Source organism: Streptomyces sp. WAC00040 (assembly GCF_056835925.1).
Window position 1 is genome coordinate 32,113 of the sequence record NZ_JAKQZE010000005.1, and the last position, 26,369, is coordinate 58,481.

At 66.5% G+C, this 26,369-nt stretch carries 21 protein-coding genes and 7 pseudogenes; 15 read left to right on the forward strand and 13 right to left on the reverse strand.

Going from position 1 to position 26,369, the window contains the following annotated elements; all coding sequences use genetic code 11:
• Positions 1-163: 163 nt before the first annotated feature.
• Positions 164-412, forward strand: a complete 249-nt coding sequence (locus MDN94_RS35055; protein ID WP_482729890.1) for a hypothetical protein — start codon at positions 164-166, stop codon at positions 410-412.
• On the opposite strand, the gene MDN94_RS35060 is transcribed toward MDN94_RS35055, so the two are convergent.
• Positions 297-1,172, reverse strand: coding sequence for a TetR/AcrR family transcriptional regulator (locus MDN94_RS35060; protein ID WP_482730217.1), 876 nt, complete (start codon positions 1,170-1,172; stop codon positions 297-299). The two genes, MDN94_RS35055 and MDN94_RS35060, sit on opposite strands and share 116 nt — an antisense overlap.
• Between MDN94_RS35060 and MDN94_RS35065 the strand changes: the two are divergent.
• The 5 genes and pseudogenes from MDN94_RS35065 to MDN94_RS35085 form a co-directional block, all read left to right on the forward strand.
• Positions 1,116-2,116, forward strand: a pseudogene (locus MDN94_RS35065) (IS256 family transposase); the annotation flags it as partial. The gene MDN94_RS35060 and the pseudogene MDN94_RS35065 overlap by 57 nt on opposite strands.
• Positions 2,053-4,719 (forward strand): LuxR C-terminal-related transcriptional regulator, encoded by a 2,667-nt coding sequence (locus MDN94_RS35070; protein WP_482729891.1) that lies wholly within the window; start codon positions 2,053-2,055, stop codon positions 4,717-4,719. The pseudogene MDN94_RS35065 and the gene MDN94_RS35070, both read left to right, overlap by 64 nt.
• Before the next feature lie 76 nt (positions 4,720-4,795).
• Entirely contained in the window at positions 4,796-5,902 is a 1,107-nt protein-coding gene (gene istA, locus MDN94_RS35075; protein WP_482729892.1) for an IS21 family transposase, read from the forward strand.
• Positions 5,903-6,139: 237 nt separating this feature from the next.
• Positions 6,140-6,352 (forward strand): annotated as a pseudogene (locus MDN94_RS35080) (ATP-binding protein); the annotation flags it as partial.
• Positions 6,324-6,504, forward strand: a pseudogene (locus tag MDN94_RS35085) (IS5/IS1182 family transposase); the annotation flags it as partial. The pseudogenes MDN94_RS35080 and MDN94_RS35085, both read left to right, overlap by 29 nt.
• 27 nt (positions 6,505-6,531) lie before the next feature.
• On the opposite strand, the gene MDN94_RS35090 reads toward MDN94_RS35085, so the two are convergent.
• From MDN94_RS35090 to MDN94_RS35100, 3 genes and pseudogenes are all read right to left on the reverse strand, one after another.
• Positions 6,532-6,909 carry an ATP-binding protein gene (locus MDN94_RS35090; RefSeq protein WP_482729893.1) on the reverse strand — a complete coding sequence of 126 codons (378 nt, stop codon included), beginning with the start codon at positions 6,907-6,909 and terminating at the stop codon, positions 6,532-6,534.
• A gap of 186 nt (positions 6,910-7,095) precedes the next feature.
• Positions 7,096-7,292 (reverse strand): annotated as a pseudogene (locus MDN94_RS35095) (IS30 family transposase); the annotation flags it as partial.
• Positions 7,277-7,438, reverse strand: a complete 162-nt coding sequence (locus tag MDN94_RS35100; RefSeq protein ID WP_482729894.1) for a hypothetical protein — start codon at positions 7,436-7,438, stop codon at positions 7,277-7,279. The pseudogene MDN94_RS35095 and the gene MDN94_RS35100, both read right to left, overlap by 16 nt.
• A 1,034-nt stretch (positions 7,439-8,472) precedes the next feature.
• Here MDN94_RS35100 and MDN94_RS35105 point away from each other — a divergent pair.
• On the forward strand, positions 8,473-9,153 hold the full coding sequence (locus tag MDN94_RS35105) for a hypothetical protein (protein ID WP_482729895.1): 681 nt from the start codon (positions 8,473-8,475) through the stop codon (positions 9,151-9,153).
• A gap of 99 nt (positions 9,154-9,252) precedes the next feature.
• Here MDN94_RS35105 and MDN94_RS35110 read toward each other — a convergent pair.
• From MDN94_RS35110 to MDN94_RS35120, 3 genes and pseudogenes are all read right to left on the reverse strand, one after another.
• Positions 9,253-9,342, reverse strand: a pseudogene (locus MDN94_RS35110) (IS5/IS1182 family transposase); the annotation flags it as partial.
• Between the two features lie 102 nt (positions 9,343-9,444).
• Entirely contained in the window at positions 9,445-9,636 is a 192-nt protein-coding gene (locus MDN94_RS35115) for a hypothetical protein (RefSeq protein ID WP_482729896.1), read from the reverse strand.
• A 468-nt stretch (positions 9,637-10,104) separates the two neighbouring features.
• A complete protein-coding gene (locus MDN94_RS35120) occupies positions 10,105-12,546 on the reverse strand; it encodes an MMPL family transporter (RefSeq protein ID WP_482729897.1) in 2,442 nt (813 codons plus the stop codon).
• Between the two features lie 164 nt (positions 12,547-12,710).
• Between MDN94_RS35120 and MDN94_RS35125 the strand changes: the two genes are divergently transcribed.
• Positions 12,711-13,394: a TetR/AcrR family transcriptional regulator gene (locus MDN94_RS35125; RefSeq protein ID WP_482729898.1), complete on the forward strand. Its 684-nt coding sequence runs from the start codon at positions 12,711-12,713 to the stop codon at positions 13,392-13,394.
• Positions 13,395-13,734: 340 nt separating this feature from the next.
• Here MDN94_RS35125 and MDN94_RS35130 read toward each other — a convergent pair whose 3' ends face one another.
• Positions 13,735-13,992: a DUF6531 domain-containing protein gene (locus MDN94_RS35130; protein WP_482729899.1), complete on the reverse strand. Its 258-nt coding sequence runs from the start codon at positions 13,990-13,992 to the stop codon at positions 13,735-13,737.
• Between MDN94_RS35130 and MDN94_RS35135 the strand changes: the two genes are divergently transcribed.
• The 4 genes from MDN94_RS35135 (at position 13,954) to MDN94_RS35150 (ending at position 17,419) form a co-directional block, all read left to right on the forward strand.
• Positions 13,954-14,436, forward strand: a complete 483-nt coding sequence (locus MDN94_RS35135; protein ID WP_482729900.1) for a phosphotransferase — start codon at positions 13,954-13,956, stop codon at positions 14,434-14,436. The two genes, MDN94_RS35130 and MDN94_RS35135, sit on opposite strands and share 39 nt — an antisense overlap.
• A 971-nt stretch (positions 14,437-15,407) precedes the next feature.
• The gene (locus MDN94_RS35140) at positions 15,408-15,899 is read left to right on the forward strand and encodes a lamin tail domain-containing protein (protein ID WP_482729901.1); all 492 of its coding nucleotides are present in this window, start codon (positions 15,408-15,410) and stop codon (positions 15,897-15,899) included.
• Positions 15,900-16,167: 268 nt separating this feature from the next.
• Positions 16,168-16,998, forward strand: a complete 831-nt coding sequence (locus MDN94_RS35145) for an IS5 family transposase (RefSeq protein ID WP_482729902.1) — start codon at positions 16,168-16,170, stop codon at positions 16,996-16,998.
• A gap of 4 nt (positions 16,999-17,002) precedes the next feature.
• Positions 17,003-17,419 (forward strand): hypothetical protein, encoded by a 417-nt coding sequence (locus MDN94_RS35150; RefSeq protein WP_482729340.1) that lies wholly within the window; start codon positions 17,003-17,005, stop codon positions 17,417-17,419.
• A 69-nt stretch (positions 17,420-17,488) separates the two neighbouring features.
• Here MDN94_RS35150 and MDN94_RS35155 read toward each other — a convergent pair whose 3' ends face one another.
• Positions 17,489-18,139: a hypothetical protein gene (locus MDN94_RS35155; RefSeq protein WP_482729903.1), complete on the reverse strand. Its 651-nt coding sequence runs from the start codon at positions 18,137-18,139 to the stop codon at positions 17,489-17,491.
• Positions 18,140-18,423: 284 nt separating this feature from the next.
• Here MDN94_RS35155 and MDN94_RS35160 point away from each other — a divergent pair, with 284 nt between their 5' ends.
• Complete coding sequence (locus MDN94_RS35160) at positions 18,424-19,515, forward strand: IS630 family transposase (RefSeq protein ID WP_482729904.1); 1,092 nt, start codon at positions 18,424-18,426, stop codon at positions 19,513-19,515.
• A gap of 160 nt (positions 19,516-19,675) precedes the next feature.
• Here the strand turns inward: MDN94_RS35160 and MDN94_RS35165 are convergent, their stop codons facing one another.
• Positions 19,676-20,860 (reverse strand): IS701 family transposase, encoded by a 1,185-nt coding sequence (locus MDN94_RS35165; RefSeq protein WP_482729408.1) that lies wholly within the window; start codon positions 20,858-20,860, stop codon positions 19,676-19,678.
• An 83-nt stretch (positions 20,861-20,943) separates the two neighbouring features.
• On the opposite strand from MDN94_RS35165, the pseudogene MDN94_RS35170 reads away from it, so the two are divergent.
• Positions 20,944-21,561: pseudogene (locus MDN94_RS35170) on the forward strand (ATP-binding protein); the annotation flags it as partial.
• A gap of 266 nt (positions 21,562-21,827) precedes the next feature.
• Here MDN94_RS35170 and MDN94_RS35175 read toward each other — a convergent pair.
• The 3 genes and pseudogenes from MDN94_RS35175 to MDN94_RS35185 all read right to left on the reverse strand — a co-directional run.
• Positions 21,828-22,382 (reverse strand): TetR/AcrR family transcriptional regulator, encoded by a 555-nt coding sequence (locus tag MDN94_RS35175; protein WP_482729905.1) that lies wholly within the window; start codon positions 22,380-22,382, stop codon positions 21,828-21,830.
• 382 nt (positions 22,383-22,764) lie between these two features.
• The gene (locus MDN94_RS35180; protein ID WP_482729906.1) at positions 22,765-24,117 is read right to left on the reverse strand and encodes a coenzyme F420-0:L-glutamate ligase; all 1,353 of its coding nucleotides are present in this window, start codon (positions 24,115-24,117) and stop codon (positions 22,765-22,767) included.
• A gap of 104 nt (positions 24,118-24,221) precedes the next feature.
• Positions 24,222-24,632 (reverse strand): annotated as a pseudogene (locus MDN94_RS35185) (2-phospho-L-lactate transferase CofD family protein); the annotation flags it as partial.
• 472 nt (positions 24,633-25,104) lie between these two features.
• Between MDN94_RS35185 and paaK the strand changes: the two are divergent.
• Positions 25,105-26,364 carry a phenylacetate--CoA ligase PaaK gene (gene paaK, locus MDN94_RS35190; RefSeq protein WP_482729907.1) on the forward strand — a complete coding sequence of 420 codons (1,260 nt, stop codon included), beginning with the start codon at positions 25,105-25,107 and terminating at the stop codon, positions 26,362-26,364.
• Positions 26,365-26,369: the final 5 nt, after the last annotated feature.

The following is a 26,369-nucleotide window of genomic DNA, read 5'->3' on the forward strand; positions in this document are numbered from 1 at the left end:
TCGATTGATGACGTCCTCGAATTGCTGCCTGAGCGAGGTCTGTGTACTTCGCCGCAATCTGTGCGGGGGGTGGAGACGTACATCCTGGATTGCTTGCCGCAGGTGGAAGGTGAACAGGGCCGCTTCACCGCGAACCTCATCTGCTGCCTCGAGGTCGAGGACGGTGAAGCGGCGCAGCAGCGGTCAGCCGTTCCGGTTGCCGCTGCGGCAGCTGGTCCTTGGGAAGCTGCTGCTGGTCGCGGCCGCTCTCGCTGCGGAGTACCTGCTGCACCGGTGGACCTCGAACGCACATCTGGTCATCGGTGCCGGCCTGTTCCTCGCGATCGCGCTGGGCGGGCCCGTGCTGCAGCGGCGCCATGAAGCCGGACACGTGGAAGTTCGCCCCTCGCCAAGGCGCACCCCCGGCCGGTAGCAGCGGATCCCACCGTTGAACCCGTGACTGGTGCCGCGAACCCGCGTACCCGCACTTCCGGACAGAGGGTTCCCACCACCTGGCACCCAGCACTCCCGCTATCTCTCAAGTACCGCGAACCCCTTGCGTACCAGGTTGACAACCTCGGCCGAGTCGCGTTCCGCCTCGGGCAGGCGGCTGAAGGCAAGCCGGACCGCGCGCAGAACTCCCATACCCGCGCGTGCCAGCACGGACGCCCGGAGCACGCTCTCGCGATCGCCGGATCAGAACCGGCGGCGGCGAGCCGGTCCAGGAAGGCGGTTGCGAGCACCTCCTCCAGATCGAACAGGAGGAAGCGCTCACCGCGGCCAGCCGGACCGGGCGACTGAAGGCCGGTGAACAGGATCGCCGGGGCGCTCCCGCGGCGGGCAGCGAGTTCCAGAATGGCGTTGCGCAGGGCCACCAGGGGCGGCTCCGTCGCCGGGCGGGAGCGCAGCTCGTCCCCGACGAGCAGCACGAGGTCCTGAGCCTGCTGCAGGATCAGGCTCTCCTTCGAGCGGAAGGAGCGGAAGAAGGTGCGTTCGCCCACACCTGCGACGTCGGCGATGTCACGCACGGTCGTTGCCTCATAGCCCCTCTCCTCGAACAACCGCGCCGCCGCCCGTTCCAGGGCCTGGCGGGTGCGCCGCTTGTTCAGTTCCCGGCGTCCGGGTTCGGCTGCTGGCGTCGGCGGCGCATCGACCAGGCTCTCTACGCGGTCGTCATGGAGGCCTACGTCCACGGCGTCTCCACCCGGTCGGTCGATGACCTGGTCAAGGCCCTGGGCTCGGACACCGGGATATCCAAAAGCGAGGTCTCCCGGATCTGTGCGGAGCTGGACGCGTTCCGGACGCGTCCGCTGGACCACATCCGGTTTCCCTACCTGTTATGCGACGCCACCTGCGTCAAGGCCCGTGTCGACCACAGCATCGTTTCCCAGACGGTCGTCATCGCCACCGGCGTCGCCCCAGGACAGCGGGTCGGGAAGTCGTCGCGTCATGGCCGACGACAGCGAGACCGAGGTGTTCTGGGCTCAGTTCCTTCGTCACCTGCGAGAACGCGGCCTGACCGGCGTCCGCCTGGTCATTTCCGACAGCCACAACGGTCTGGTCAGAGCGATCCGCAAGGTCATGCTCGGCGCCGCCTGGCTGCGCTGCCGGGTCCACTTCGTCCGCAACGTCTTCGCCGTCACCCCGAAAGGCCCGGCGGAGATGGTCGCCGCGACCATCCGCACGGTCTTCGCCCAGCCCACCGCTGAAGCGGTCCGCACCCAGCTCGACACCGTCGCCGACATGCTCGGCCGGCAGTCCCCAAGGTCAAAGAGATGCTGCTGGAGGCGAAGGAGAACCTGACCGCGTTCGCGGACTTCCCCCACCAGCACTGTAAGAAGATCCAGCCACGAACCCGCTCGAGCGGCTGAACCGGGAGATCAAGCGCCGCACCGACGTCGTCCAGGTCTTCCCGAACCCGCCCGCGGTCCTCCGCCTGGATACCGCGGTCCTCGCCGAACTCCACGACGAATGGATCGCCTTCCCCCGCCACTACCTCTCCAACGAGAGCATGAACGCCCCCGGGGGGCAGCCGCCCCCCGGGGGCAGCCTTTCGGCGGTACGCTCCATAGCATGGACGCACGGCTGCCGCTCATTGGGCGCGCTGCAGAACAGCAGCGAGTGGACGAGTGTCTGAAGACTGGCGCGTCAGGCGGTGTGATCATTATGGGTCCACCTGGCGTTGGGAAGACGCGACTAGCGCTCTACTCGCATGACCTTGCTCGGAGTCGCGGGTTTCACTCGTTGCTTGTTTCTGCAACGCCCGCGTCACAGGAGCTCCCTTTGGGAGTCTTCGCACCATGGCTTTCGCTCCAGGGCAACACCCTCACAAACGCTCACTCTGTTCTGGCGGAAGCAGTCGTCACCCTAAGGCAGACAGCAGGCCGGAAGCGTCTGATGCTCTGCATTGACGATATACAGTTCCTTGACAGTGCTTCCATTCTCCTCTTGCGACAGATGATCATGCATCATGATGTTGCAGTAGTGGCTACATGTCGGGAGGGCGCAACATCCCATCCCGACATTATGGCATTTTGGAAGGATGGCCTGCTCGAGCGTATCGACCTGAGCGCCCTCAGCGAGGACGATTCTGCCAAGATAGCGGCTGCTATCGCTGGAAGCCCCGTCGACTCCATCACGGCCTCCGAATTGTACAGATTGAGCGGTGGCCTGCCTTTGACCATGAGGGAGTTGATTATTTCAAGCCAGGAAAAGGGTCAGCTCGTCCTCAAACGCGGAGTATGGTCATTCTCGGGAAAGTTCGTCGTCGCAAACCGCCTAGTCGATCTTGTTGCAGAGCGGATCAGGGGAACTTCATCATTGCAGATGGACTTGCTTCAAACCGTAGCCATAGGTGAGCCCGTTCTCGTCCGGCATCTGCTCAAGATATTTGACCTTGCGGTGTTGGAAGAACTCGAGCGTCGAGCAATCCTGTCCATACATAAGGAAGGAGGGGAAGAAGTAGCCCGGTTTGTTCATCCGCTTTACGGCGAAATCATTCGCAACTCTTTGCCGACGTTGCAGCGTCGCCGGCACATGCGGGAACTGGTGAGGCTGTATCGTGAGGACTCCAATTATCGTACAGACGTTGCCTTGAGGCTCGCCATTTGGAGTGTCGAACTGGAGGAGAAACCCGACCCGGCTGCACTACTGAATGCTGCACTAATTGCATTTACGACACTCGATCTAGATAAAGCGCGGTATCTTGCTCAGGCGGCATGGCAAGTCTTGCCCGTCGCGGAAACTGCCACCCTCCTGGGCACAGTACTTTGGATGAGGGATAATTATCAAGAAGCTGAGGCAGTTCTAGTCTCCACTTGGTCTACTGTTCGCGACTCTAGAGAAATAGCAATGGTGGGACTGGCCCGCGCGACTGCGCTTGAAGGCCTGGAGCAGTTTCGCGAGGCAGAGAGCGTTCTTATGCAGGCTCTTGCAGCTCAGAAGGACGGAAAAGCCACAAGGAATGATCTCCCGCGCGTCGACTACAACGGGCTCCTGCAGGTCAGGAGAGCAAAACTTTCACTGCATTTGAATCGAAAACTTGAAGCGGAAGATGCGCTCAATTTCTATAAAGTGTCACCCGACCCGTACGTACGATGGGAAGCATGCATCACGCTAGGATTGCTACTTGCGCACGACGGACGACCGGAGGAGGCATCCCACGTAGTAGAAAATCTCGAACCTCCGGCCTTTCACGGTTACGGTCGTGTACTACTAAGCCATCATCCAATCATGAGAGATATCGTAAAAGCAATTGCAATAATGCAATCCGGCAGAATCGCTGATGCGATAGGGCTGCTATCGAGCGGCCAGAGCGCCGACGTCTACCGCCAATCGCCCAGCGCTCGCGCCATGCTGGAGGGAGTCCGAGCAGAAGCCGAGCTCTTGCGAGGAGACGCACGAGAGGCCGCTGACCGTCTAACACGCGTCCTCGCCAGCCAAGTCGAACAAAGCTGGCCTCTCGGTCGAACGTATTTGCAGTGCTGTCTTCTGCAGGCCGGCGCTCTGACAGGCGACACAACAGCGATGACCCGAGCCCGGGCTGGCATTGGCTCGGGAGACGACTCTCTAGCGTACGCTGTTGGCGCACAAGCAGTGGCCGAGGCATGGGCCGCGGCATCTGAAGGTAAATTCAGGAAGGCTCATCAGCTCCTCGTCGACGCAGTGGAAAGAACCGACGGTCGCAGGGAAACACTGCGACTAGAAGCAGCGCACTCTCTTGCGCGCCTCGGCGATTGTAAGAGAGCCGCCTGCTACGTGCACGACATGCCTCCCCCCCAAGGACTGTTGCTATCAGCACGCATGCAGCATGTCGAAGCTCTCTCGCGCACAGATGCGCCAGCGCTGGAGAGAGTAGCCAGACAATTCGAGACCTGTGGTGCTTTTCTTCTCGCCGCAGAAGCCTATGCCGATGCTACACGGATCCACACACGCAGCGGGAACAGTCGTGCCGGCGCAAGAGCCATGAGGACAAGTGCGCGGCTCATGACTCTCTGCCCAGGAGTTCGTACGCCAGTGTCGAGTACCATCGGTGCTGCACTCTGCTTGACAGACCGCGAGCGGCAAGTCGCGCTGTTGGCAGCCCAAAATATGAGCAGTGCAGAAATCGCAGGGCGCCTGGTGATATCGATTCGTACAGTTAACAATCACTTGCAACACGTCTTCTCCAAGTTGGGCATTACTTGCCGAAAGGATATAAAGAACGTACTGCGTCTCGAATCGGATATGCCCGACGTCTGAAATGCCACATCCAGGCCGTCGCCGGCCTCCTCACAGGCCAACAAGCAGTTTTCGCGGCCTGTTCGAGTCCGGGGCGATGAGTCTGTCGGAGATCGCTCGGGAGACGGGGCTGGATCAGAAGACGGTCCGCAAGTACCTCGCGGCCAAGGGGCCGGCGACTCCTCCGCGGTGGACGTCTAACGGGCAGCATCAAAAGCGGATAGTCGACGTTCGCGCCGCTGATCGACTCAATGCTGTGGGCCGAGATCCTGATGAAGGCCACCGTTATTCACGAGCGTCTGACCAGGGATTACGCGTTCACCGGCAACTACCAGCGCGTCAAGCACTACGTCAAGGAAGCCCCTCCCAGGATCGCCGAGAATTCGGCATCACACCGCGGGAACTTGCGGGCATGCACCGCCGTTTCGAGGTGATCCCCGGCGCCCAGGCCCAGGTGGACTGGGGTGATGAGGGCAAGATACTCGCCCACATGGGCATCGCGAAGGTCTACTCCTTCCACATGACGCTGTCGTATTCGCGCGATCCGTTCTGCTGCTTCACCACCAGCCAGGACCTGCAGACTTTCTTCGACTGCCACCGCCGGGCGTTTGCCCACTTCGGCGGGGTGCCCATGACGATCGTCTACGACCGTACCAAGACCGTCGGCCGCCGCCACGTCGCCCCTGGTCAGGCGGTCCGGCTACACCCGGAGGCTGTCGCGTTCGCCGGCCACTACGACTTCGACATCGACGTGCTGGCCGCCTACCGCCCCCAGGGCAAAGGCCGGGTCGAGCGGCAGGTCGACATCGACCGCGATCATGTCCTGGCCGGGCGGTCGTTTTCCTCCATCGAGGAGATGGACGCCGCCTTCCTGACCTGGGTGCTGCAACGACGCTCCCAGGTCCACCGGACCTACCGGGAGGTCATCGGAGAGCGGGCCGCCCGTGACCGCGCGGCCCTCAAGCCGCTGCCGGCCACCCCGTATCTGGTGGCCGAGCGGCATCTGCGGCCGATCGGCAAGGACTGTCTGGTCACCTTCGGCGGCAACCTCTACTCGGTGCCAGCCCGCAAGGTCCGTCCCCGCCAACTGGTCGAGATCCGGGCCACGAAGTCCCAGGTCATGCTGCACTCACCGTCCCCGACGCAGGCGGCGAGACCCTGCTGGCCATGCATGCGCGGGCGGTCGGCCGCGGGGTCCGTGTGATCGATGAGAGCCACTGGGACGGCTTGCCCACCGGAAAGGGACGCCGGACCACCACCGGTGATATCCCTTCTCCGCCTCGCCGCGAGCGGCCAGTCGAGGAGTCGGCCGGATCTTCGCAGGCCCTGCTGAGCCAGGCCGCTGTCGCCCGCACCGAGGTCGGCCGCCGCCCGCTGTGGTCTATGACGAGCTGACCGGCACTCGCCCCTTCACCATCCACCCGAGCGCGAGGGAGACGTCTTGAGCGAGCTGGTCAGCACCCGCATCTGCACCACGGACGGCAAGCTCAGCCTGCCCCACCTGGCCGAAACCATCAACGAGTACATCCGGCGAGCCGACGAGGCGAAGATGGGCTATCTCGACTTCCTCGACCTCGTGCTGTCCGAGGAACTCGCCGTGAAGGACGACCGCCGTGCCAGGGCACCGCGGTTCCCGAGGCGGCCGGCCCACCGGCTTCGACAGCGAGCAATACAAGAAACGCAACACCGTCGAGCGCGCCATCAACCGGCTGAAGGGTTTCCGCGCCGTCGCCACACGAGAAACGCGCCTACATCTACCTCGGCACCGTCACCCTCGCAGCCCTCATCATCTGGCTCCGCACATGATCCGAGAAACAGTGCCTACGTAGAAGGTCAGGTCGCGCCGAGATCGGCCCAGTGGTCGATCAGACCGTCGGCGTCCACGTAGGCGCCGGCCTCGCCGGCCAGGGCGGAGACGATCGCGGCGCCACGGCCGTGCTCGCCAGCAGGGCGAGCGGCTGCCCAGCTGTCGGGTGTGGAGGTCGGCTGGGGGCCGCCGTCGCTGACGTGGACCTGCACCCGTCCCGAGCCGTCCGCGGCGGCCTGCAGGTGCAAAACTACAGGCGGCAAGGCGTGGGTGACGGCGTTGGTGACCAGTTCGGAGATGACCAGCAGCGTTTCGTAGAGCTGCTCCTCGCCCAGGCCCCAGGCGGCCAGCACAGGGCGGGCCTCATGGCGGGCGGTGGATGGCGCCAGCGGCCCGTGCTCCAACAGCAGACCGAATACCCTCGGGCCGACCTCAGCATGGACGATCCGTTTTCTGCTTCGGAGAATCGTGAAGGTGGGCATAAGGATCACTGCCTGTCGGGAGCCGGAATGCCTACTTTCTTGCTGCCTCCAGCACACCCCAACGGCGCACGAGAACCTTGAGTAGTCAATACCCAAAGTGCCGCGTTACCAGGGCGGGGGAGGCTCGCAGAAGTAGATCCGGAAGCCGGTGAGGGCCTCGATGTCCTCGTAAAGCGTCAGCTCTCGCCCCTGGTCCCAGGTGACGTCCACTTCGCTGCGGTGATGCGGGCGGTCTGCGTGATCAGTGCGTTGCGAACCTGCGGTGCCTTCCCAGCCTGAGGGAGGTGGATCACGCGGTCGTAGCGACAATGACCGCGCCGCTGGACAACTCGAGCGCGGGCTGGTGGCGCCGTGCCGTACGCAGTCGTCGCTCATTCAGCTCTGGAGTGGACAGTGCCGGGAGGATCGGCGCGGTGCGGTCGATCGCGTGCATCTGGCTCTTCTTGTTCACGCATAGCACCAGCCCCGCTCGGGCGGCCGATCTTCGGGTTGGCCCGACGGGTGACGGGCATGCCCTCGGTGGTGACCAGTAGAGCCGAGAGCCTCAGAAAAGCGGGGGAGTCACCGCTTCTGTGGCAACGAGCGGAGACAGCGGACAAAGCACTGAAGGCACAGGGCAGAAGGCGGACGTTGGTCTCCGGATGAACAGGCACCGGACCAGTATGAGTCCAGGGCGGTTTGCCAGCGCCTCCGCTATTTCCGTGTCAGGTTCGTCGCGCACTGGGTGATCGGCGGAGTATCGGAGTACGCGGCTGCCAGCCATCGACCGGCTTCGGATGTAGCGGTAACTGCTGACTCTCACTCCAGCGACCCGGACCTTGTCAACAGGGCCTGCCGATGCTCCTCGCGCCATGCCAGCGGCAGCACAGGCCTACCTTGGGCACCACCGACACCGACATGAGACGACGCCAGGGCAACGAAGCGAGAGTGAGCACATCAGTCCAGATTGCGCTGTCGATGTACTACAGCACCACTCAGTTCGGAGACGACACTTATGTCGGCACCCAGGAGGGCCCGGAGGCAGCTGACGGTTGCGGTCTTGCCGCCGCTCATAGAACCGATGATCGCGTTCATGCCGGATTCGAAGCGGATCGTGCGGCTGGTACCGACCAGGGTGACTCCCCGACCACGCAGCGTAGGGGTTCTGTGATCTCCAGTCGACAGGCGGGAAGATCCACTCCGTGTCCAACCCCAGGCGCCCCCGGCAGGCGGGCTCACCCAGGTCCGGCTTCGGGCTTGGCCACACTGCCGGAACCGGGGCAGGTGCGCAGGCATGAGAGCCAGCGGCCGTTCTTCTGCTCGGGGCACGGCCTGGTTGTGCTCCTGGTGCGCGTACTCGGTGTGCTCGGCTGGCGTTCGGCGGTGATGGCACGTTGCTTGCAGTCGTCGCACAGGTGCGGGTCGGTCTCCCGTGGGGTGCCCCACCCAGCGGGCTCGATGGCCTGCCGTGGAGCACTGCTGCCCGAATGTGGCGCCGATGACCCGGTGATCCTTCGGCAGCTGCTCGATGACGACCCGCGGGTCCAGGGCGCCGCGGTGCGGGATCTGTTCGACGCGGTGACGCACCAGGAAACGTTCTACAGCACCACGGCGCCGGCTGCATTGTTCGTCGCCGCGATCCTGGGCGCTCCGCGAACGCTGGCGATGGTCACGAGCCAGAGGCCGTGGGAGGTCGATCAGCACGGTGAGCAGCTGTCCTTGCTGCGGGTGCTTCTGCTCGGCTGGCTCGGAGGCACTGCCCAGGACGCGGACTATCCGCCGGAGTGGCCGCCCGGCGCGCAGGAAGACATCGACGCCTTCCTTGCGACCCGCCCAGCCCTCTACGACGCGGTCCACCCGTTTCTCGGCGACCGTGAACAGCAGGTCCGCGACGCCGCCCTCTTTGCGATCCTGCCTCTGCTGGCCGACCCGGTGCTGACGCATCACATCCCCGCCCTGACCGACGCAGTCCACGAACTCGCCGCCCGCAACACTCCCTACCGCTGGTACGCCATCGACCGACTCGCCGCCTGGGGCCAGAACACCTCCCGCTACCCCGATCCCCCACAACCGGACCCGAACCTTTTCGCCAGTGTGGTTGTGGAGGACGTCAGCAACGGTGACGGCGACCCATGGGCCGGGTTCCTCGAGCCGTGGCCGGACTCTGTGTACGACAGCCTCCAGTAGGGGCGTTCCCGAATAGCCCGTCACCGGCGGCCGGCGACTGCCCGCGAAGGCCTGGGCAGTCGCGTAGGACGCGTCCGTTCCAAGAGGGGCGTGGCAGATGCTGTCGTGGCGTTGGCCGGGTGTCAGCAGGATCGTGAGGGGCCGGCAACGGCCGTCGCAGGCAAGGTGGACTTTGGTGGTCAGTCCTCCTCAGGATCGGCCGAGGGCGTGATCGTCCGGTTCGTCCGGCCGGTGGGTCAGCTTCAGCAGTTCCTTGCGGACATGCCGGTGGCGTACCGCGTGAGCGCCCGGTCAGCAGCGGGCCAGCACCGCGACCTCACGACCGAATCCCACCACCAGCCGGGCATCCGGAGTGGCGACGAGCGTTGTGACCGGCGGGGGGAAGAACACCTCCCGCCCTACCTGTTCACTGGTGGACAGGTCCCACACTCGCACCGTCCTATCTCCGCTGCCGGTGACGGCGACCGGGCGGCCGTCCACCACCGCAATCACCTCCTCCTCTCTGTGGCCGATGAGGGGCTCGCCGATCTGCCGGCCGGTGGCCAGGTCCTACACCTTCACCGCCCCACCCCAGCCGCCAGTGAGGGCGACGGACGGCCCTCCACCACCGCCACCGCTGATGAGCATCCTGCACGACCGCAGACCTGCCGCGCCTGCTCCAGCAGCGGGAGGACGTCGAGCCGCAGGAGAAGGAGACGCACGAACTATCTGGAGCGTGCATGCAAAGGGCCGCACGGGGCTTCTGGCAGAGGGAGCCAGGCCACCATTTCGCCATCGTGGGCCAAGACCATCAGGACAGTGACGCCTGGCATGAAGCTGTCCTGCCGCGCCGCGTGCACGGCAGCGCCGATCCCGTTCAACACATTCGCCGCGTGTCGTCCGCGGCGTCCCTGGCCTCGACCCGCAGGCCGATGTGGAAGGTGTCGTCACTGAGCTGGCCGTCCGGCCAGGTCAGTCAGGGATGCACGCGGGGGCGGGGCCGACCGCGCACTGCGGGGACACCGTCCCGTCAGCCTTCACCCGGTCCCGCTTTTCGGCTGCCGCCGCAGCGCCGTCGGCCGTCTCCTCCGGCTGCCTTGGTGTCGGCGACATCTCGCCCTCACTCAGGCCGAACCGTTCGTGGAAGCGGCGCAGCGGCCCCGGCGCCCACCAGGTCGCGGCCCCGGTCAGCTTCATCACCGAGGGGACCAGCAGGCTGCGCACCACCATGGCGTCCATCAAGACGGCGAGCGCGATCCCGAGACCAAGCATCTTGGTGTTGGTCACACGGGATGCACCTATGGCCACCATCACCACAGCGAGGATCACGGCGGCGGCAGTGATCAGCCCACCGGTGCGCTGGAGCCCGAACCGTACGGCGTGCTCGTGGTCGCCGGTGCGGTCATGCTCCTCCTTGATCCGGGACAGCAGGAACACCCCGTAGTCCATAGAGAGTCCAAAGGCGATGCAGAACATCAGCACCGGCAGGGTCGTCTCGATGTCTCCGGTGGAGGTGAAGGAGAGCAGCTCCGACAAGTTGCCGTCCTGGAAGACCCAGACGACGGCACCGAACATCGCCGTCAGACTCAACGCGTTCAGAACAACGGCCTGGACGGGTATGAGCACGCTTCCCGTCAGCAGGAAGACCAGGAGCAGGGTCACCACGGCGATGATCCCCAGCGCGAGGGGCAGCCGGTCGGCGATGGCAGCCTTGGAATCTTCCAGAATCGCCGCCTTGCCCGTCACCGAGGTGTCGAACGGGGCGGAGACGTCGCGCAGTTCATGGACGAGCCGCTGCGCCTTCTCGCCGACAGCCTCGCCCGCCGGCAGCACCGTGAAATACGCCGAGGAGCCCGCGGTGAGGGGTCCGTCGACCCTCAGGACACCCGGGAGGGCGGCGATCCGGTCGCGGTACTGCGCGTACTGCGCGGCTGTCGGCCCCGACGCCGCATCCACGGCCGGCTCGGCGAAGACCTCGAGGCCACCGGTGGGACTGCCCGGGAAACCGTCGCGTATCTCCTGCTGGACGATGTGGGACTCGGCGGTGCTCGGCAGCTGACGGTCGTCGGGCGTACCGAACTTGACGCTCAGGAAAGGGAGTCCGAGCAGCACCAGGCCGATGACGGTGGCGAAGGCGAAGAGCGGTGCCCGGCGCATCACCAGCCCGGCGAACCGGCCCCATCCGGCGCCGCCGTCCTGGGCCTGCTCCGGGGCACCGGCTGCGACGACGGTGGCGTCGCCGCGCCCCCGGCGGAAGAGACGCCGCAGGTCCAGGACGTTGACCCGGTGGCCCAGGATCATCAGCGCGGCGGGCAGCAGGATCAGCGCGGCAGCCGCAGCGAGCAGCACGACCGCGATCCCCGCGTAGGCGAAGGAACGGAGGAAGTACTGCGGGAAGACCAGCATGGCCGCGAGCGATACAGCTACCGTCAGGGCCGAGAACAGGACCGTGCGTCCCGCGGTGCGCAGCGTCGCGCCCACCGCGTCACGCACCGCGGCACCGCCTGCCAGTTCCTCCCTGAAGCGGCGCACGATGAACAGCGCATAGTCGATGGCGAGTCCGAGCCCGAGTGCGGTGGTCAGATTCTGGGCGAAGACGGAGACATCGGCGAGTTCAGTTATACCGCGCAGTACCGCATTGGTCCCCAGGATGGCGACGATCCCGACGCCGAGCGGCAGGAGCGCTGCGACTGCGCTGCCGAAGACCATGACCAGCAGCACCAGAGTCACCGGCAGGGCGATCAGCTCCGCACGGAGCAGGTCCTCCTGAATGATCGTCATCATCTCGTGCTGCACGGCGACCGGCCCTCCGACCGAGACCTCCACTGGCCCGTGCTCACCCCGGAAGGCGGGCGCGATCCGGTCCAGCACCTCGGCCGCTGTCTTCTCGTCGCCCTCGATCCGGGCCGCGATCAGCGCCTGACGCCCGTCTTCTGCGCGCAGTGCGGGCGCCTTGGTCTGCCAGTACGAGCCGACGCCCGTGATGCCCTCCTCCGCTGCGAGGCGCCTCTCAAGACGGGCCGCCTCCGCGGCGACCGCTGGGTCGTCCACACCGGCCCGACCGGCGCCGACGAGGAGCAGCAGATTCGGCTGCGAGGCGGGGAACGCCCGCTCCACAGCCTCGGTCGCATACGTCGACTCGGCGGCGGGATCCTCCCAGCCGCCGCTGCCCATACGGTCGGCCACTCCACTGCCGGCGAAGACGGCGAGCGCGGTCAGGACCAGGGCGGCCACCAGGGCGAGGCGGGGCCGCGCCGTGACGAAGCGGGTCCATCCCCCGACGCGCGACCCGCTCTCGCCGGACGGACCTCCGCCGCAGTGACCCTTTCCACCGAACGCCGGGCTGTCTCCGCCGGGCGTACCGCCGCCCGGCGAGGCGCTCGCTTGGCAGGGTGAGCTGTTGACTTCGGACATGGAGCGGTGTCCCCTTCACCGTGACCCGTGCGCAGGCTTCCCGGCAGGCAGCATTGGTCGACCATTGCCATAGACTGGCAAACACGAGCGATCACTCGCATTGACGCAAGAATGCGAGCGCCTGCTCGTGTTTGTCAACCGTGCCAGGAAGCTGGGGATCTCACGTGCCGGAGCCGACCAAGCCGGAGCCCGCGAACACACCAGCGACGGAGTCGCCGGAAACCAGACCGCGCCGCCGCCAGCCCCGCGGCGAGCGGCGCATCGCCCAACTGCTCGACGCCGCGGCCAACGTCTTCTGCACCACGGGCTATACAGCGGCCAGCACCAACGCGATCGCCCGTGAGGCCGGCGTCTCACCCGGCACGCTCTACCAGTTCTTCCCCAACAAGGAGGCCATCGCGATCGAGCTGGGCGACCGACTCCTGCACCAGTGGCGCGACTCCCACGGCGCGGCGTTGATCGCGGCAAATCTGGACCTCCCGCTCGAGCAGCTCGTCGAAGCCGTGCTCGACCCACTGATCAGCTTCAACGAGGAGAACCCGGCCTTCGCCGTCCTGATGCATGGCCCCGACATCCCCGGACGCATCACCCAGGAGTTCGACACCGTCCACGTGAGTCTGCTCGAGAGGATCAAGGAGATCCTCGCAGGCCACCTACCGGGCACCTCCGCCGCGGAGGTCCACCGGGTGTCGACCATGGCGTTCGCCGTTTTCAAAGCCGGACTCGACCTGATCCTCGCCCACGAGGGAACGGAGCGCGCCGCGTACACGAAGGAGCTGAAGACGATCGTGTTCCGCTATCTGCAGCCCCTCTTCTGCGAGGCGCAGGCTTCGATTCATACCCCCTAGTCTTCTGAGTCAGGAATTCTGTTCAGATGTATAGGCTTGTCTCATAGCGCGGACCGGGCGGCCGAAGGCGAGTTAAGACTGTCGGACGAGGAACGGGCTGCACTCGAGGGGTGGGTGCGGCGTCGATCCACGCCGCAGGCGTGGGCGTTGCGGTGCCGGATCATCCGGCCTGCGCCGAGGGCGCGTCGGACAAGGATGTGGCGGCGCGGCTCGGTTCCACACCTCATGCGGTGGGCCGTTGGCGAGCCCGGTTCGTGCAGTACCCGGGTTGCCGGCCTGGGGGCCATGCCGCGTCCGCGTGGACCCAGGACGGTGACGGACGAGCAGGTCGCCGCGGTGATCATGAAGACGTTGGAGTCCACACCGAAGAACGCAACGCACTGGTCGACTCGGTCGATGGCGAGGGAGTGTCGGTGTCACGGATCTGGCGGAGGTGCGTGCGGCGCAGGATGAGTGGCAGTACCCCAGGCAGTGACACGTCCGTGTGGGTGAGGATCATTTCGCCAGTTGCGACGTCGACAGGGTCGTTCTTGCAGCGCTTCTGCGATTCCGGAATGGAGTGGGCGACGGCCGCCGCCCGTGCGGCGGATCGGGGCATCACCCTGGCCCGGCCGACGGCGTCGGTCAACCCCTGGCCCGCCTCCAGAGCGACGACTGGGAGCCGTCGGCGGACCGCGTCACCATCCGGCCCCAGGCGCACAACCCGGTCCTTGAAGACGCGACCGCACATCGCGAACTGCTGACTCGCGGCACGCTGCTCCACTGCGACCTGCGCGCCGACAACCTCCTGTTCACCGAGACCGGGCAGATCCGGGTTATCGACTGGGCCTGGCACCAGCAGGGACCGGCCTGGATCGACACCGCCTTCCTCGTGCCACAGCTCATCCGCGCAGGATGCCCCGCCCACGACGCGGAGAAGTGGGCCGGCCAGGTCCCGGCCTACCAGCAGGCCAACGCCCCCGCGATCAATGCCTTCGCGACTCTGCCCCCGATCCTCACCCCGTCCGGCCGGAACGTTCCCCCACCCCCACCGCGCCCTTGACGTACCGCCACACCGCGGGATCCTCAACACCAGACCACCCAGCACGGCGAGCGGAGGCCGGCGATGCAATGCCCCAGGTGCGGAGGCGCAGCCCAGCAAGGCCCGAACGGGTCCTGGGTGTGCGCGAACTGCGGGCCCGTCAGCGGCAGTACGCCCACACCGGCGGCCCGGCCACTACCCTCCACCGCATGAGCACCCCACAACCGCACGTGCCGGCACCCGACGCAGCGTCGGAGGGTCCACAGATCACCGAAACCGCATGCGTGCAATGCGGCACGCACCTCGCCGGCCTCGACGGACGCTACGCGTGCGGATCCTGTGGATGGACCAATCCCTGGTCCGAGGGCTACCGAGACCTGCCGACCGCCGTGGACGACCCGGACTATCCGGGGCCAGGCAAGACACAGGCCCGCCGCTCAACCTGAGCAACGGGGCCCGGAAAAGTCGAGCACCCGATCGGTCCGCAAAGGTACCGTTACGGCGACGCCGCCCCTCCCACCGGACACACGGGACAGGCGGCGTCACCGGTGGTCCGGGTCAGCCCGGGGCGGCCTGCTTCGCCAGTGCGGCGAGCGGGAAGCGCCGGCCTTTCTCCACCGCGCGCAGCTGCTCCCAGTCGACCTCGGAGTGGGCGGGGATGACCGTGCCGACGGACTCCGTGGTGTAGAGCGCGACATCGACGGCCCGGCCCGCGAGGTGCCGAAGCGGACCTCGATCGACTGCGGGGAGCGGACCCAGCCGAACTGCACCATGTGATCCCAGTCGGCACGGCCTGAGGCAGCTCCGTCCTCAAGGCGCACCTATTGCGCCGAGTCGCCGGGCAATACCCGGGCTGGTAAGGGGACGTCAGCGGCCTTACCTCCGCGATACACAGCAGGTGTCCCGAAATAGGAGCTTGAAACCGTAACCAGCGGCTCGTGTTGTCTGTAGGCTTCTGCCCCTCATCAGCACCATTGAGGGGGGACCTCACCTTGCGTACCTATACCGCCGTTGCCGCAGCCGTCACGGCTGGAACGCTCGCCGCGTTGACCACGAGCCCGGCTCAGGCAGCCGAATACTCTTCCGCGCTCAAAATCTGGGGCGTCCAGTACGACGCGCCGGGCAGGGACTCCAACAGCTGCACCACCGGCAACACCCGCGACGAGTACCTGACCATCAAGAACTACTCGCGAACGACGACCGTCAACCTGCGGGGCCACGTCGTCAAGGACGCCGCCGGCAACCGGTTCGCGTTCACCGCCAACCACTACCTTCAGCCCGGCGACTATGTGAAGCTCCGGGGCGGCAACGGCACCGACTCCGACGCCAACAACGTCGTCTACCGCGACAACTGCAACTTCATCTGGAACAACGACCGCGACACGATCTACCTCTACAAGCCCTCCGGCAGCCCCGCGGACGTCCACTCCTACACCAAGAGCGGAAACGACCGCGACGGCAACGGCTTCATCACCTTCCACTGACACGCGCCCCGCGCTCTTCCCGCAACGCCGCCTGCCGGCTCTGACGGGGGTAAGGCCAGTGCCCGTGGCGCCCTGTGCGGCCGGGCAGTCGGCGCACCCCGAAGCGTGTGCCAATGCTTTCAACAGCGATGCCCTGGCGCTTCCCGCCAGGGCATCGGTCTGTCTCAGAGGGAATTTTGAGCTGGTATAACGGTCTCGTGGTCGCCTGATCGTGTGGGTTTGGGCGGTTCGGGCCGGTCGGCCTGCTTGGTCCTGTTGGGCTGTCTGGGTGAGCGACCGCAAGCCTTACAAGAGCGACTTATCCGATGAGCGGTGGGCGCTGATCGAGCCGGTGATCTCGGCATGGAAGGCCGACCATCCGTCCCCGACGAGACATCAGGGCCGATACGAGATGCGGGAGATCGTCAACGCGATCCTGTACCAGGGCAGGACGGGCTGCCAGTGGGACTACCTACCCCATGACCTGCCGCCGAAGTCGGCCGTCTACTACTACTTCGCGGCCTGGCGCGACGACGGCACGGACGTGAAGGTCAACGACCTGCTGCGCTGGCAGGTCCGGGAGAAGGCCGGGCGGCCGGAGGATCCGAGCCTGGTCGTGATCGACACGCAGAGCGTCCACGCCGCGGTGAACGTCCCTGCGGCCACGACCGGGAAGGACGTGGCCAAGAAGGTGCCCGGACGCAAGCGCGGGCTGGCGGTCGACGTCCTCGGCCTGGTCATCGCCGTCACCGTGCTGGCCGCAAGCGCCCACGACAACGCGTTCGGCATCGCGCTGCTCGGCCAGGTCGCCCCCATCGGCACCATCAAGAAGGCTCTGGTCGACCAGGGTTTCAAGAAGACGGTCGTCGAGCACGGCGCAAGGGCCGGCATCGACGTCGAGATCGTCGAACGCAACCCTGCGGACAAGGGCGCTGGCTTCGTCCCGCAGGCCAAGAGGTGGATCGTGGAGCAGACGCTCGGCATCCTCATGCTGTTCCGGCGGCTCGTGCGGGACTACGAGAGCAGGCCGAAGTCCTCGGAGTCCAGGGTGCGCTGGGCCATGATCGACGTGATAACACGCCGGCTCACCGGCCAGACCACGCCCACCTGGCGCGGGTGACCGCATGGATGACCAGGTCACGCCGCTTCTGGAGCGGATCGACGCACGCGAACGCGAGCTCGTCGGCGATGCAGCGCAGATCCGTGCGCAGATGGACGAGCTCACCGCGCGCCTGCGTGAACTCGACGAGGAGATCGAGAGCCTGGCGGTGACCCGTAAGACGCTCCTCGCCCTCCCGCCAGCGACTCCGGAGCCAGCCGAGGAGCCACCTGTCCTGCCGGCCCACCCGGCCTACCAGCAGATCCTCGACGTCTTCGCCGACGCTGCTGGACCGATGCGTGCCCGCGACCTGTGCCAGGCCCTGGACCTCCCGCTAAAGCCGAAGAACATCGAGAGTACCCGGCACAAGCTCAAGCGCCTGGTCAGCCTGGGCGTCCTCGCCGAGACCGAACCGGGCCTGTTCATCCAGCGCCGCCCGTAGCAGCTCTCCGTTTCATGCCACCCGTCAGTCACGGCTGCCGCACTCGCCATCCGGCTCACGACGCGATCGCTAGTGACCCGTCATGCGGAGCCACTGCATCGTTATGACGAGCTCTTCGCCGAAGTCCTCGCAGAGCGCGAGCAACTCGCGACCCGTGGACGAGTCGGGCAGCCCTGCGGAATCGGGGAGAACCCCGAGAGCACCGTGGCAGGCGGTCTCGACAGCGAAGTGGCGCGACGCGAAATAGCCCTCGCTCGCCCGGTCCGCCAGGTCGGCGAGGTACTGGTGGTGGGCTTCCTCCGAGGGGTGGGAGTAGAAGGAGCCCTCGACGAGACCGTCGAGGTAGTTCGCCAGACCGGCCGAGGCTTCGACCACTCGCTCGACTTCGTCCACGCCAGGCTTGTCCAGCAGTTCGCCGAAGGTCAGCAGGTTGCTGAGGGTCTCCAACTGGAAGAGCTGGACCGTGTCCGGGTCGACTTCAGACGTGAAGAGCGGGGCCGTGCACAGCTCGGCGATTGCTCGCCGGTATGCGCGATCCGACTGTTCACCAGGGGGTGATGCTGCCAGTCGGAACAGCGACTCCAGCACGGACTGGTCGACGCCCCACTCTGCATCCAATTCGAACGCAAGTATCGGCGCGCGCCACCGCCACAGGGCCAGGACGGCCGCCTGACGCTGGTGAACGGGCTTCAGGTCCGCCAATCGCTCGATCCGCACCACGTTCTTGAGTCAGCCCTTCTGATCTATCGTCCCCGCCCGCCCCCTTTACCTCGGGACACTGTAGAAGCCGCCGAAGGACCACGTGACCGCCAGGACAGCGCCTGGCACAAGCCAACTACGGGAATCGGTCATACCGGTTCAGAATGCCCTCTCAGAGTGCTCCCCTCTCGTCAGAGGGAGGTATGGGCTCGCCTAGAACCACTAGCCCGACCTGCTTCGCAAGCCATTGGGCGCGCACTAGTCTTCTGAGTCAGGAATTCTGTTCAGATGTATAGGCTTGTCTCATGGCACGGACCGGGCGGCCGAAGGCCGAGTTAAGACTGTCGGACGAGGAACGGGCTGCACTCGAGGGGTGGGTGCGGCGTCGTTCCACGCCGCAGGCGTGGGCCTTGCGGTGCCGGATCATCCTGGCCTGTGCCGAGGGTGCCTCGAACAAGGATGTGGCGGCGCGGCTCGGTTCCACACCTCATGCGGTGGGCCGTTGGCGGTCCCGGTTCGTGCAGTACCGGGTTGCCGGCCTGGGTGACATGCCGCGTCCGGGTGGACCCAGGACGGTGACGGACGAGCAGGTCGCCGCGGTGGTCACCAAGACGTTGGAGTCCACACCGAAGAACGCAACACACTGGTCGACTCGGTCGATGGCGAAGGAGATGGGCCTTTCGCAGTCGTCGGTGTCACGGATCTGGCGGGCGTTCGGCCTGCAGCCGCACCGGTCGGAGACCTTCAAGTTGTCGACGGATCCGTACTTCGTCGACAAGGTGCACGACGTCGTTGGGTTGTATCTGGACCCGCCCGAGCGGGCGTTGGTGTTCTGCGTGGACGAGAAGTCGCAGATCCAGGCCCTGGACCGATCCCAGCCCGTGCTGCCGATGATGCCCGGAGTTCCGCAGCGAACCACGCACGACCACGTTCGCGCCGGCACCACAACGCTGTTCGCCGCACTGGAGGTCGCCACCGGCAAAGTGATCGGCTCTCTGCACCGCCGACACCGCGCTGAGGAGTTCAAGAAGTTCCTGATCAAGCTCGACAAGGAAGTACCCGCCGGCCTGGACATCCACCTGATCTGCGACAACTACGCCACCCACAAGACCCCCGCCATCAAGAAATGGCTGCTGGCCCATCCCCGCTTCCATCTGCACTTCACACCGACCGGCTCGTCCTGGCTGAACCTCGTCGAGCGATGGTTCGCCGAACTCACCAACAAGCAGATACGACGAGGCGTCCACAGATCCGTCCAGGCCCTGGAGAAGGACATCCGCAACTGGATCACGGCCTGGAACACCGACCCCAAGCCCTACATCTGGACGAAGACCGCCGACGAAATCCTCGAACGCCTCGCCTCGTATCTGAACAGAATTCCTGACTCAGGAGACTAGTACTGCAACGGTGTTTGCCGTGACGGTGGGTCGGTTTCTGGTGGGGTGTGGCCTCGGCGTTTGTAGTGGCTGGTGCGGGCTTGGTGTTGTCTGCGGCGGCGCCAGTGTGACCAGTGCAAGATGTGCTCGATGCTCGGACGGGGCCGGGTGAGCCGGCCCATCAGTCGTCTGAGTTCGGGCAGGCTGAGGGGGATGAGCTGGGAGGATCCGTTTCTGCTTTCCCGGTATCGAGTTCGCGGGCCCGCAGCACGGTCAGGCATGCGTGGGCGGCCATGGCCAGGGTCATGTGGCGGTGCCAGCCGGGGTAGCGGCGGACCTGGTAGTCGTCCAGGCCGCACTCCTGTTTGGCGGTCTGGAAGCATTCCTCTACTGCCCATCGGCTGCCTGCGATATGGATCAGTTCGTCGAGTGTGGTGCCGACTGGGCAGTAGGCGATGTAGTAGGAGATCTCCTTGGGGCGGCTGACACTGCGGCGGGCGATCACCCAGTGCCGGCGATCCTCGCGGTGCCAGGGACGAACCTCGACGCGGGCCCAGTCGTAGATGCGCGGGCCGTGGGCGCCGTTGCCGCAGGAGCGTCGCTTCCACTTCTGCCGGGGCAGCCCGTGAAACAGGTCGTGGACGGGGTGGTCGATCGCCCAGCGGGTGACGACGGTGTCGTGCCGGGTGGTGGCCATGACGTGAAAGACGTCGGCCTGCTCGAGTTCGTGCCGCCAGCCCTTGCTGAAGCCGTAGGCGGCGTCCGCGGTCACCCACCGGAACGGGATCTTGTCCGCGATCGCCCGCCGGACCATGGCCTTGGCCATGGCCACCTTGGTCTCGAAACCAACAGTGTCGTCGATGCCGGCCTTCCGGCACCGGTCCCGGTCATCGGTCCAGGAGGTGGGCAGATACAGCCTGCGGTCGATCAACGTCCGCCCCTGGGGCGCCGCATAGGCGAGGAAGACACCGATCTGGCAGTTCTCCGTCCGTCCAGCGGTGCCCGAGTACTGCCGCTGGACCCCCGCCGACCGCACCCCCTTCTTCAAGAAGCCGGTGTCGTCCACGATCAGAACCGCCTCCGGGTCTCCGAGGTGCTCGACTACGTAGTCACGCACGTCGTCCAGGACCTCGTCGGCGTCCCACTCGATCCGGTTCAGCAGCCGGTGCATACGGTCCGGAGCCGCATGACCCGCCTCCTCGGCCAGTGTCCAGCCGTTCTTGCGCTCCAGCGGAGTGATCAGTCCCCGCATATAAGCCAGCGCTGATTCCCGCGGCTCCGACCGATTGAAGCGGTGCACGAACCGCTCATGCACAGCATCGAGTTCGCCCGCCCACGTCCTGGCCTCAGCAAGGTCCCCACCCATGACCACATCAACGACAGAACTGCCCAACCGTCACGGCAAACACCGTTGCAGTACTAGGACAGGACGAGGCGAGAGTATCGACGAGAGTGCCCGAGGGAAGCCTGCTGGCCCTCTACGCCGACGAACTCATACAGCCCTACGAGCAGGACGTCGACACCGGACTGGCCCGGTTGGCCGACGCTCTCGCCCAGCCCGCCGCCACTCTGGAGGACACCTGCGACAACGTCTTCAGGGCCCTGGTGCCCGACCACCCGACCGACGACGTCGCCCTGCTGGTGGCACGCACCCGCGCGCTGGACGCCGACCGGGTCGCGTCCTGGCCCCTGCCCCCCGACCCGGCCGTCGTTGCGGATGCCCGGGAGCAGGTGTATGCCCAGCTCGTGACATGGGGGCTCGACGAGCTGCTGTTCACCACGGAATTGGTCGTCAGCGAGCTGGTCACCAATGCCGTCCGCTACGGCAGGGGCGGCAATATCCTCCTGCGCCTGATCCGAGACGAGGCCTTGATCTGCGAGGTCTCCGACACCAGCAGCACCACGCCGCGCCTACGACACGCCCGCACTGTCGATGAGGGCGGCCGCGGTCTGTTCCTAGTTGCGCAGTTCGCCCAGAGGTGGGGCACGCGCTATACGCGGTCCGGAAAGATCATCTGGGCGGAACAGGACCTTCCCTCAGTCTCAGATGCCGTCAGGCCATTCTGACCTCTCCAGACAACGTGCCCCGTCTGACACGTGGTGGCATCCCTCATCTGGGACAGTGAGCCGCAGCTGATAGCTCAACTTCAACAGCCCTGCGGAGACAGTGCATTGGCGAAGGTCTCTCACCTCCATCGAACCAACAGCGCCTCACGGCGCAATCAAGATTCCCGACAGCGTCGGCCCTGCTCAGCCGAGGGCGTCACCACGCGGCATCGTATGGCAAGGACCGGGTGATCCGCTGAGCCCGGGTCGCGTACAAGCGCCTCTTGTCAGGGAGCGGGGCGGCGGCGCAGCCCGTCGAAGACAATCGCCGTCAGGGCATCGGTCAACGCCGTGACCGACAGCCCTCGGTCTGGGCGGTACCACTCGATGAGTGAGTTGACGGTGCCGAACAGCAGGCGGCTGGCCAGGCAGGGGTCGATGTCGTCGCGCAGGCCACCCTCGGCCGCTGCCCTGCACATCAGCTTGGCGATCCGGTGGTCGAACTCGCGGCGCCGCTCCAGGGCCCGCTGCTCGACCGCCGTGTTGCCGCGCACGTGCAGCAGCAGGGTGACGTACGGCAGCTCGGCGGCGAGCACCTCGATGCTGCGCTGCACGACGCGCCGTAGGAGGGCGGTCGCCGTGCCGTTCGGGCCGGGGTCCTCGTCGAGGATGGCGAAGAGGGCGTCAAGGGCGCGCGTGACCGCCAAGTCGAGTATTTCCTCCTTGCCCGAGACGTGATGGTAGATGCTCGATTTGCTCAGGCCCAAACGTCTGGCCAGTTCTTCCATGCCCGTACCGTCATAACCGCGCTCGTTGAAAACCACGACAGCGACCTCCACCACGGAGTCACGGTCAAAGGGGGGGCGGTCACGACGGCCGACGTGGCTGTGCACATGCGTTCTACTCACCCGGTCATTCTCGCAAGGGCGGCGGTTCCTGCTCAAGGAGGCCCTTGACGCGGCGACCTCCAGCGACCGTTCCAGGGTCTCGGGGGTCGAGGACCACGCCGACGACGGGAGGATTGCAAGGGCTGCCAGCCCGTCTCGGCCGTCTCGCCAGCGAGCTCCTCCTGCCGGGCGGGATGCGCCGCCCTACCCGCGCCTCTCCGGCGGACCAGCCGGCGAGGCCGGGGACGCGACGGCAGGACGGGACCGTGTGGCTTGCAGCGCGAGAGTGGGCCCGGCCCACCCGAGGGGTTGCCCGGAACTGCCCTGGCGCCACCGCTCAGCGCACCTCGATGAAGTCCGAGGCCCGGCGGGCGGGCCGGCACTCGGGCGGCTCGGCCGCGTGCCCGACGGCCACCGCGCCCATCGGGTCCCACCCCTGCGGCAGCCCGAGGACCTCGCGGACGACGTCCCGGCAGAACATGATCGACGACACCCAGGCGGAGCCGAGCCGCTCGCCAGCCAGTGCTACCAGGAAGTTCTGCACACCGGCGCCCGCCGCGACGACGAACATGTCGCGCTCGGTGCCGTCCCGCCGCACGTCTCCGTGCGCGTGCGCGCCGTCGGTCACCATGCAGGGCACCACCAGGTACGGCGCATGGCAGAGCACGTCACCGTGCCGCAGCCGCTCAACGATGGACTCCTCCGACTCGCCGTCGCGCCGCAGGTCTGCGATCCACACGTCCCGGATGGCGTCGAGCAGCCGCGTCCGCGACTCCTGGGACTCCACCAGCACGAAGCGCCACGGCGTCGTGTGGTGTGGCGCGGGGGCTGTCACGGCCGCGGCGACCGCGCGCCGCACCGCGCCGGGATCCACGGGCTCGTCCGTGAAGGCCCGTACCGTACGCCGCTGGGTCACCGCCTCCCGCACGGCCTCCGACGTGCCGAGCCGGAACATGTCGTCGTGGGGGGAGCGCACCATCGCCCGGGCGTCCTCCGCCCCGTCCGCTACTACCCGCGGCAGACCCCGGACCACGGCGACCGGCAGGCCCTCGGCCTTGCCCTTCACGAGGTCGCCGGCGGCGGCGAGCTCGTCGGCGGTGGCCACGACGGTGGCGCTCAGCGGATTGCCGTGCGCGTCGGTCCCGCCGCGCAGGTCGTCGAGCACGCGCACGCCCGCGGCGCCGATGGCGACGTCTGTCAGACCGTTGCGCCAGGGGCGCCCGAAGGTGTCGGTGATCAGTACCCCGACGTCAACCCCGAGCGCGTCGCGCAGCCCGTCACGGATGGCACGCGCCGATGCGTCGGGGTCCTCGGGCAGGAGCAGCACGGTTCCGGCGGGGGTGTTGGAGGCGTCGACGCCGGCGGCTGCCATCACCAGGCCCTGCCGGTTCTCGACGATGCGGAGGGTCCCGCGCCGGGCCACGACGCGTACCGCCTCAGCGTCAATGGCGGCCTCGCGCGAGTCCGCGGAGACGATCCGGCCCTCTGCCTTAGAGACGATCTTGGAGGTGACGAGGACCACGTCACCGTCCGCCAGTCCGGGCTCTGCCGCAGCGATCAGCTTAGCCAGATCGTCCCCTTCGCCCACCTCGGGGATACCCGGGACGGCCCACACCCGGAAACCGGGCGCCCCGCCGGGGCTGCCGGCGTCACCGGTACCGATGCCGGGCGCGCCGGCCGTGCCCGTCATGCCCGGACCTCTTCCGCGAGGGCCAGCGCCTCACGCGCCATGCGGGCGGCCGCTACGACGTCGATCGTCATCAGCGGCACCGCGCGGCAGCGGATTCCGGCGGCCTCGACCCGGTCGTCGGACATCGGAAGCAGCCGCACCCCGGGCTTCCACCGGTCGCACAGGGTCTGCGTCACGGCGCTGATTGGGTATCCGGCGCTTATCTGGGTCCGCACGATGTGCGTCGCGAAATCACGGTCGCCCAGGCCGTACCACCCGGGCCCTACACCGTACGCCGCGAGCTCCTCCTTGAGGTGGAAGGTCTCGTCCGCACGCCCCCAGCCCTGCTCCTTGTTGATGCCGCCGCCGTGTGTGTACATCACCGTGTCGAGGCCTGGGCAGACCTTCAGACCGAAGAGGTGGATCGCGTCCCCGGTGTTGCCGATGACCGTGATGTCGGCATCCGGTGCGGCCTGCTTGAGACCGCGGAGGAATCGGGCACCGCCGATGCCGCCTGCCAGAACCACAATGCGCATCGGGCCAGTGTGTCACCCGCGTTCACCGCTCGGTGAGGCGCGGTGGGCGGGACAGGCGGCGCCCTGCACACGCGGTTCACGTGGCCTCCTTGGGTCAGCCCCATGCGGGGGGACTCAGGACGGTTCACCGTGCACCGCCTCTGGGTGTTCAGGGAATCGCTGCCGTCTGGTGATTGATTCTGTGAAGCGAATCAGTCGATTTCGGCCCTGCCGGGAGCGAGCGGTGCGGACCATGATGTCCGTCGTCGGGTGGATGTGACGCGGCTAACAGAGGCCGCGCACCGCCCAATCCGACTGGAAGGAGTTCGTGAGCGTATGACCGCCGTGGAATTCCCGAGAACGCCAGTGGCTGGCAGCAGAGCGGAAAGCGTGCCCGCCACCGAAGCAGGGGCAGCCTGTGGCTAGCGTCGTCGGTCCAGAAGCCGGCCGAGTGGGTGTGAAAACTGCCGTCCAGCTCGATGCAGGCGAGTCAATGAGCCTGGACGAATTGCGTGACACGCAGTTGCGACGACTGCAGTGGACGATGCAGAGGGTCTATGAGCGCGTCCCCTTCTATCGCAGCAAGTGCGACGTCGCCGGAGTGACCCCGAACGATCTTAACTCTCTCGATGACCTTCGCCTCTTCCCGTTCACCACGAAGGACGATTTGCGTGAGACCTATCCGTACGGGATGTTCGCGGTTCCCCTCGAGGATGTGGCTCGACTTCACGCCTCCAGCGGAACCACAGGAACGCCGACGGTGGTGGGATACACGCGCCGGGACCTTGAGACCTGGGGAGACCTTGCGGCCCGGAGCATTCGGGCCGCGGGAGGGCGCCCGGGCGATCGGGTGCACAACTCCTACGGCTACGGCCTCTTCACCGGTGGGCTAGGAGCCCACTACGGCGCCGAGCGCCTCGGCTGCACCGTGATCCCGGCGTCGGGGGGCATGACCTCACGCCAAGTCCAGCTCATCTGCGATCTGCAGCCGCGGATCATCATGGCGACGCCGTCATACCTCCTCACGATTCTGGACGAGTTCGACCGCCAGGGCTTGGACGCACGCGAGTCGTCGTTGCAGATCGGAGTCCTCGGCGCCGAGCCCTGGACCGAGGAGATGCGACAGGAGATCGAACAGCGAGCCGGCATCGAGGCGCTGGACCTGTACGGCCTCTCCGAGGTCATCGGGCCCGGTGTGGCGCAGGAGTGCGCCGAGACCAAAGACGGTCCGCACGTATGGGAAGACCACTTCCTTCCGGAGGTGATCGACCCGAGCAGTGGCGAGCCTGTGGCAGACGGCGACGGCGGCGAGCTGGTGTTCACGTCGCTGACAAAGGAGGCGTTCCCGATCATCCGGTACCGGACCAGGGACCTCACCGCGCTCCTTCCCGGAACAGCTCGCCCAGCGTTCCACCGTATCGCGCGTGTCGCCGACCGCAGCGACGACATGATCATCCTTCGCGGCGTCAACCTGTTCCCCAGCCAGATCGAGGAGCTGATCCTTCGTAGCGATCGGCTCGCGCCGCATTATCAGATCGTCCTGACCCGCGAGGGTCGGATGGACAGCCTGACCGTTCGTGTGGAGAGCCGTGGCGGTATGGACGGTGCCGGCCGGAGTCACGCCGCACACGCACTCAAGCAGGCGGTGAAGAAGAGCATCGGCGTCTCCGTCCACGTGGATGTAGTCAATCCACACACGATTGAGCGCTCGGAAGGCAAGACCAAGCGGGTCCTCGATCGCCGCACACAGTGACCCAC

Bases quoted from the DNA above. Each gene is read 5' to 3' on its own strand.
- MDN94_RS35070 (WP_482729891.1), top strand. From the start codon at position 2,053: ATGGACGCACGGCTGCCGCTCATTGGGCGCGCTGCAGAACAGCAGCGA.
- istA (WP_482729892.1), top strand. From the start codon at position 4,796: ATGAGTCTGTCGGAGATCGCTCGGGAGACGGGGCTGGATCAGAAGACG.
- MDN94_RS35120 (WP_482729897.1), bottom strand. From the start codon at position 12,546: ATGTCCGAAGTCAACAGCTCACCCTGCCAAGCGAGCGCCTCGCCGGGC.
- MDN94_RS35130 (WP_482729899.1), bottom strand. From the start codon at position 13,992: ATGCCCCGATCCGCCGCACGGGCGGCGGCCGTCGCCCACTCCATTCCG.
- MDN94_RS35150 (WP_482729340.1), top strand. From the start codon at position 17,003: ATGGATGACCAGGTCACGCCGCTTCTGGAGCGGATCGACGCACGCGAA.
- MDN94_RS35160 (WP_482729904.1), top strand. From the start codon at position 18,424: ATGGCACGGACCGGGCGGCCGAAGGCCGAGTTAAGACTGTCGGACGAG.
- MDN94_RS35165 (WP_482729408.1), bottom strand. From the start codon at position 20,860: ATGGGTGGGGACCTTGCTGAGGCCAGGACGTGGGCGGGCGAACTCGAT.
- MDN94_RS35180 (WP_482729906.1), bottom strand. From the start codon at position 24,117: ATGACGGGCACGGCCGGCGCGCCCGGCATCGGTACCGGTGACGCCGGC.
- paaK (WP_482729907.1), top strand. From the start codon at position 25,105: ATGAGCCTGGACGAATTGCGTGACACGCAGTTGCGACGACTGCAGTGG.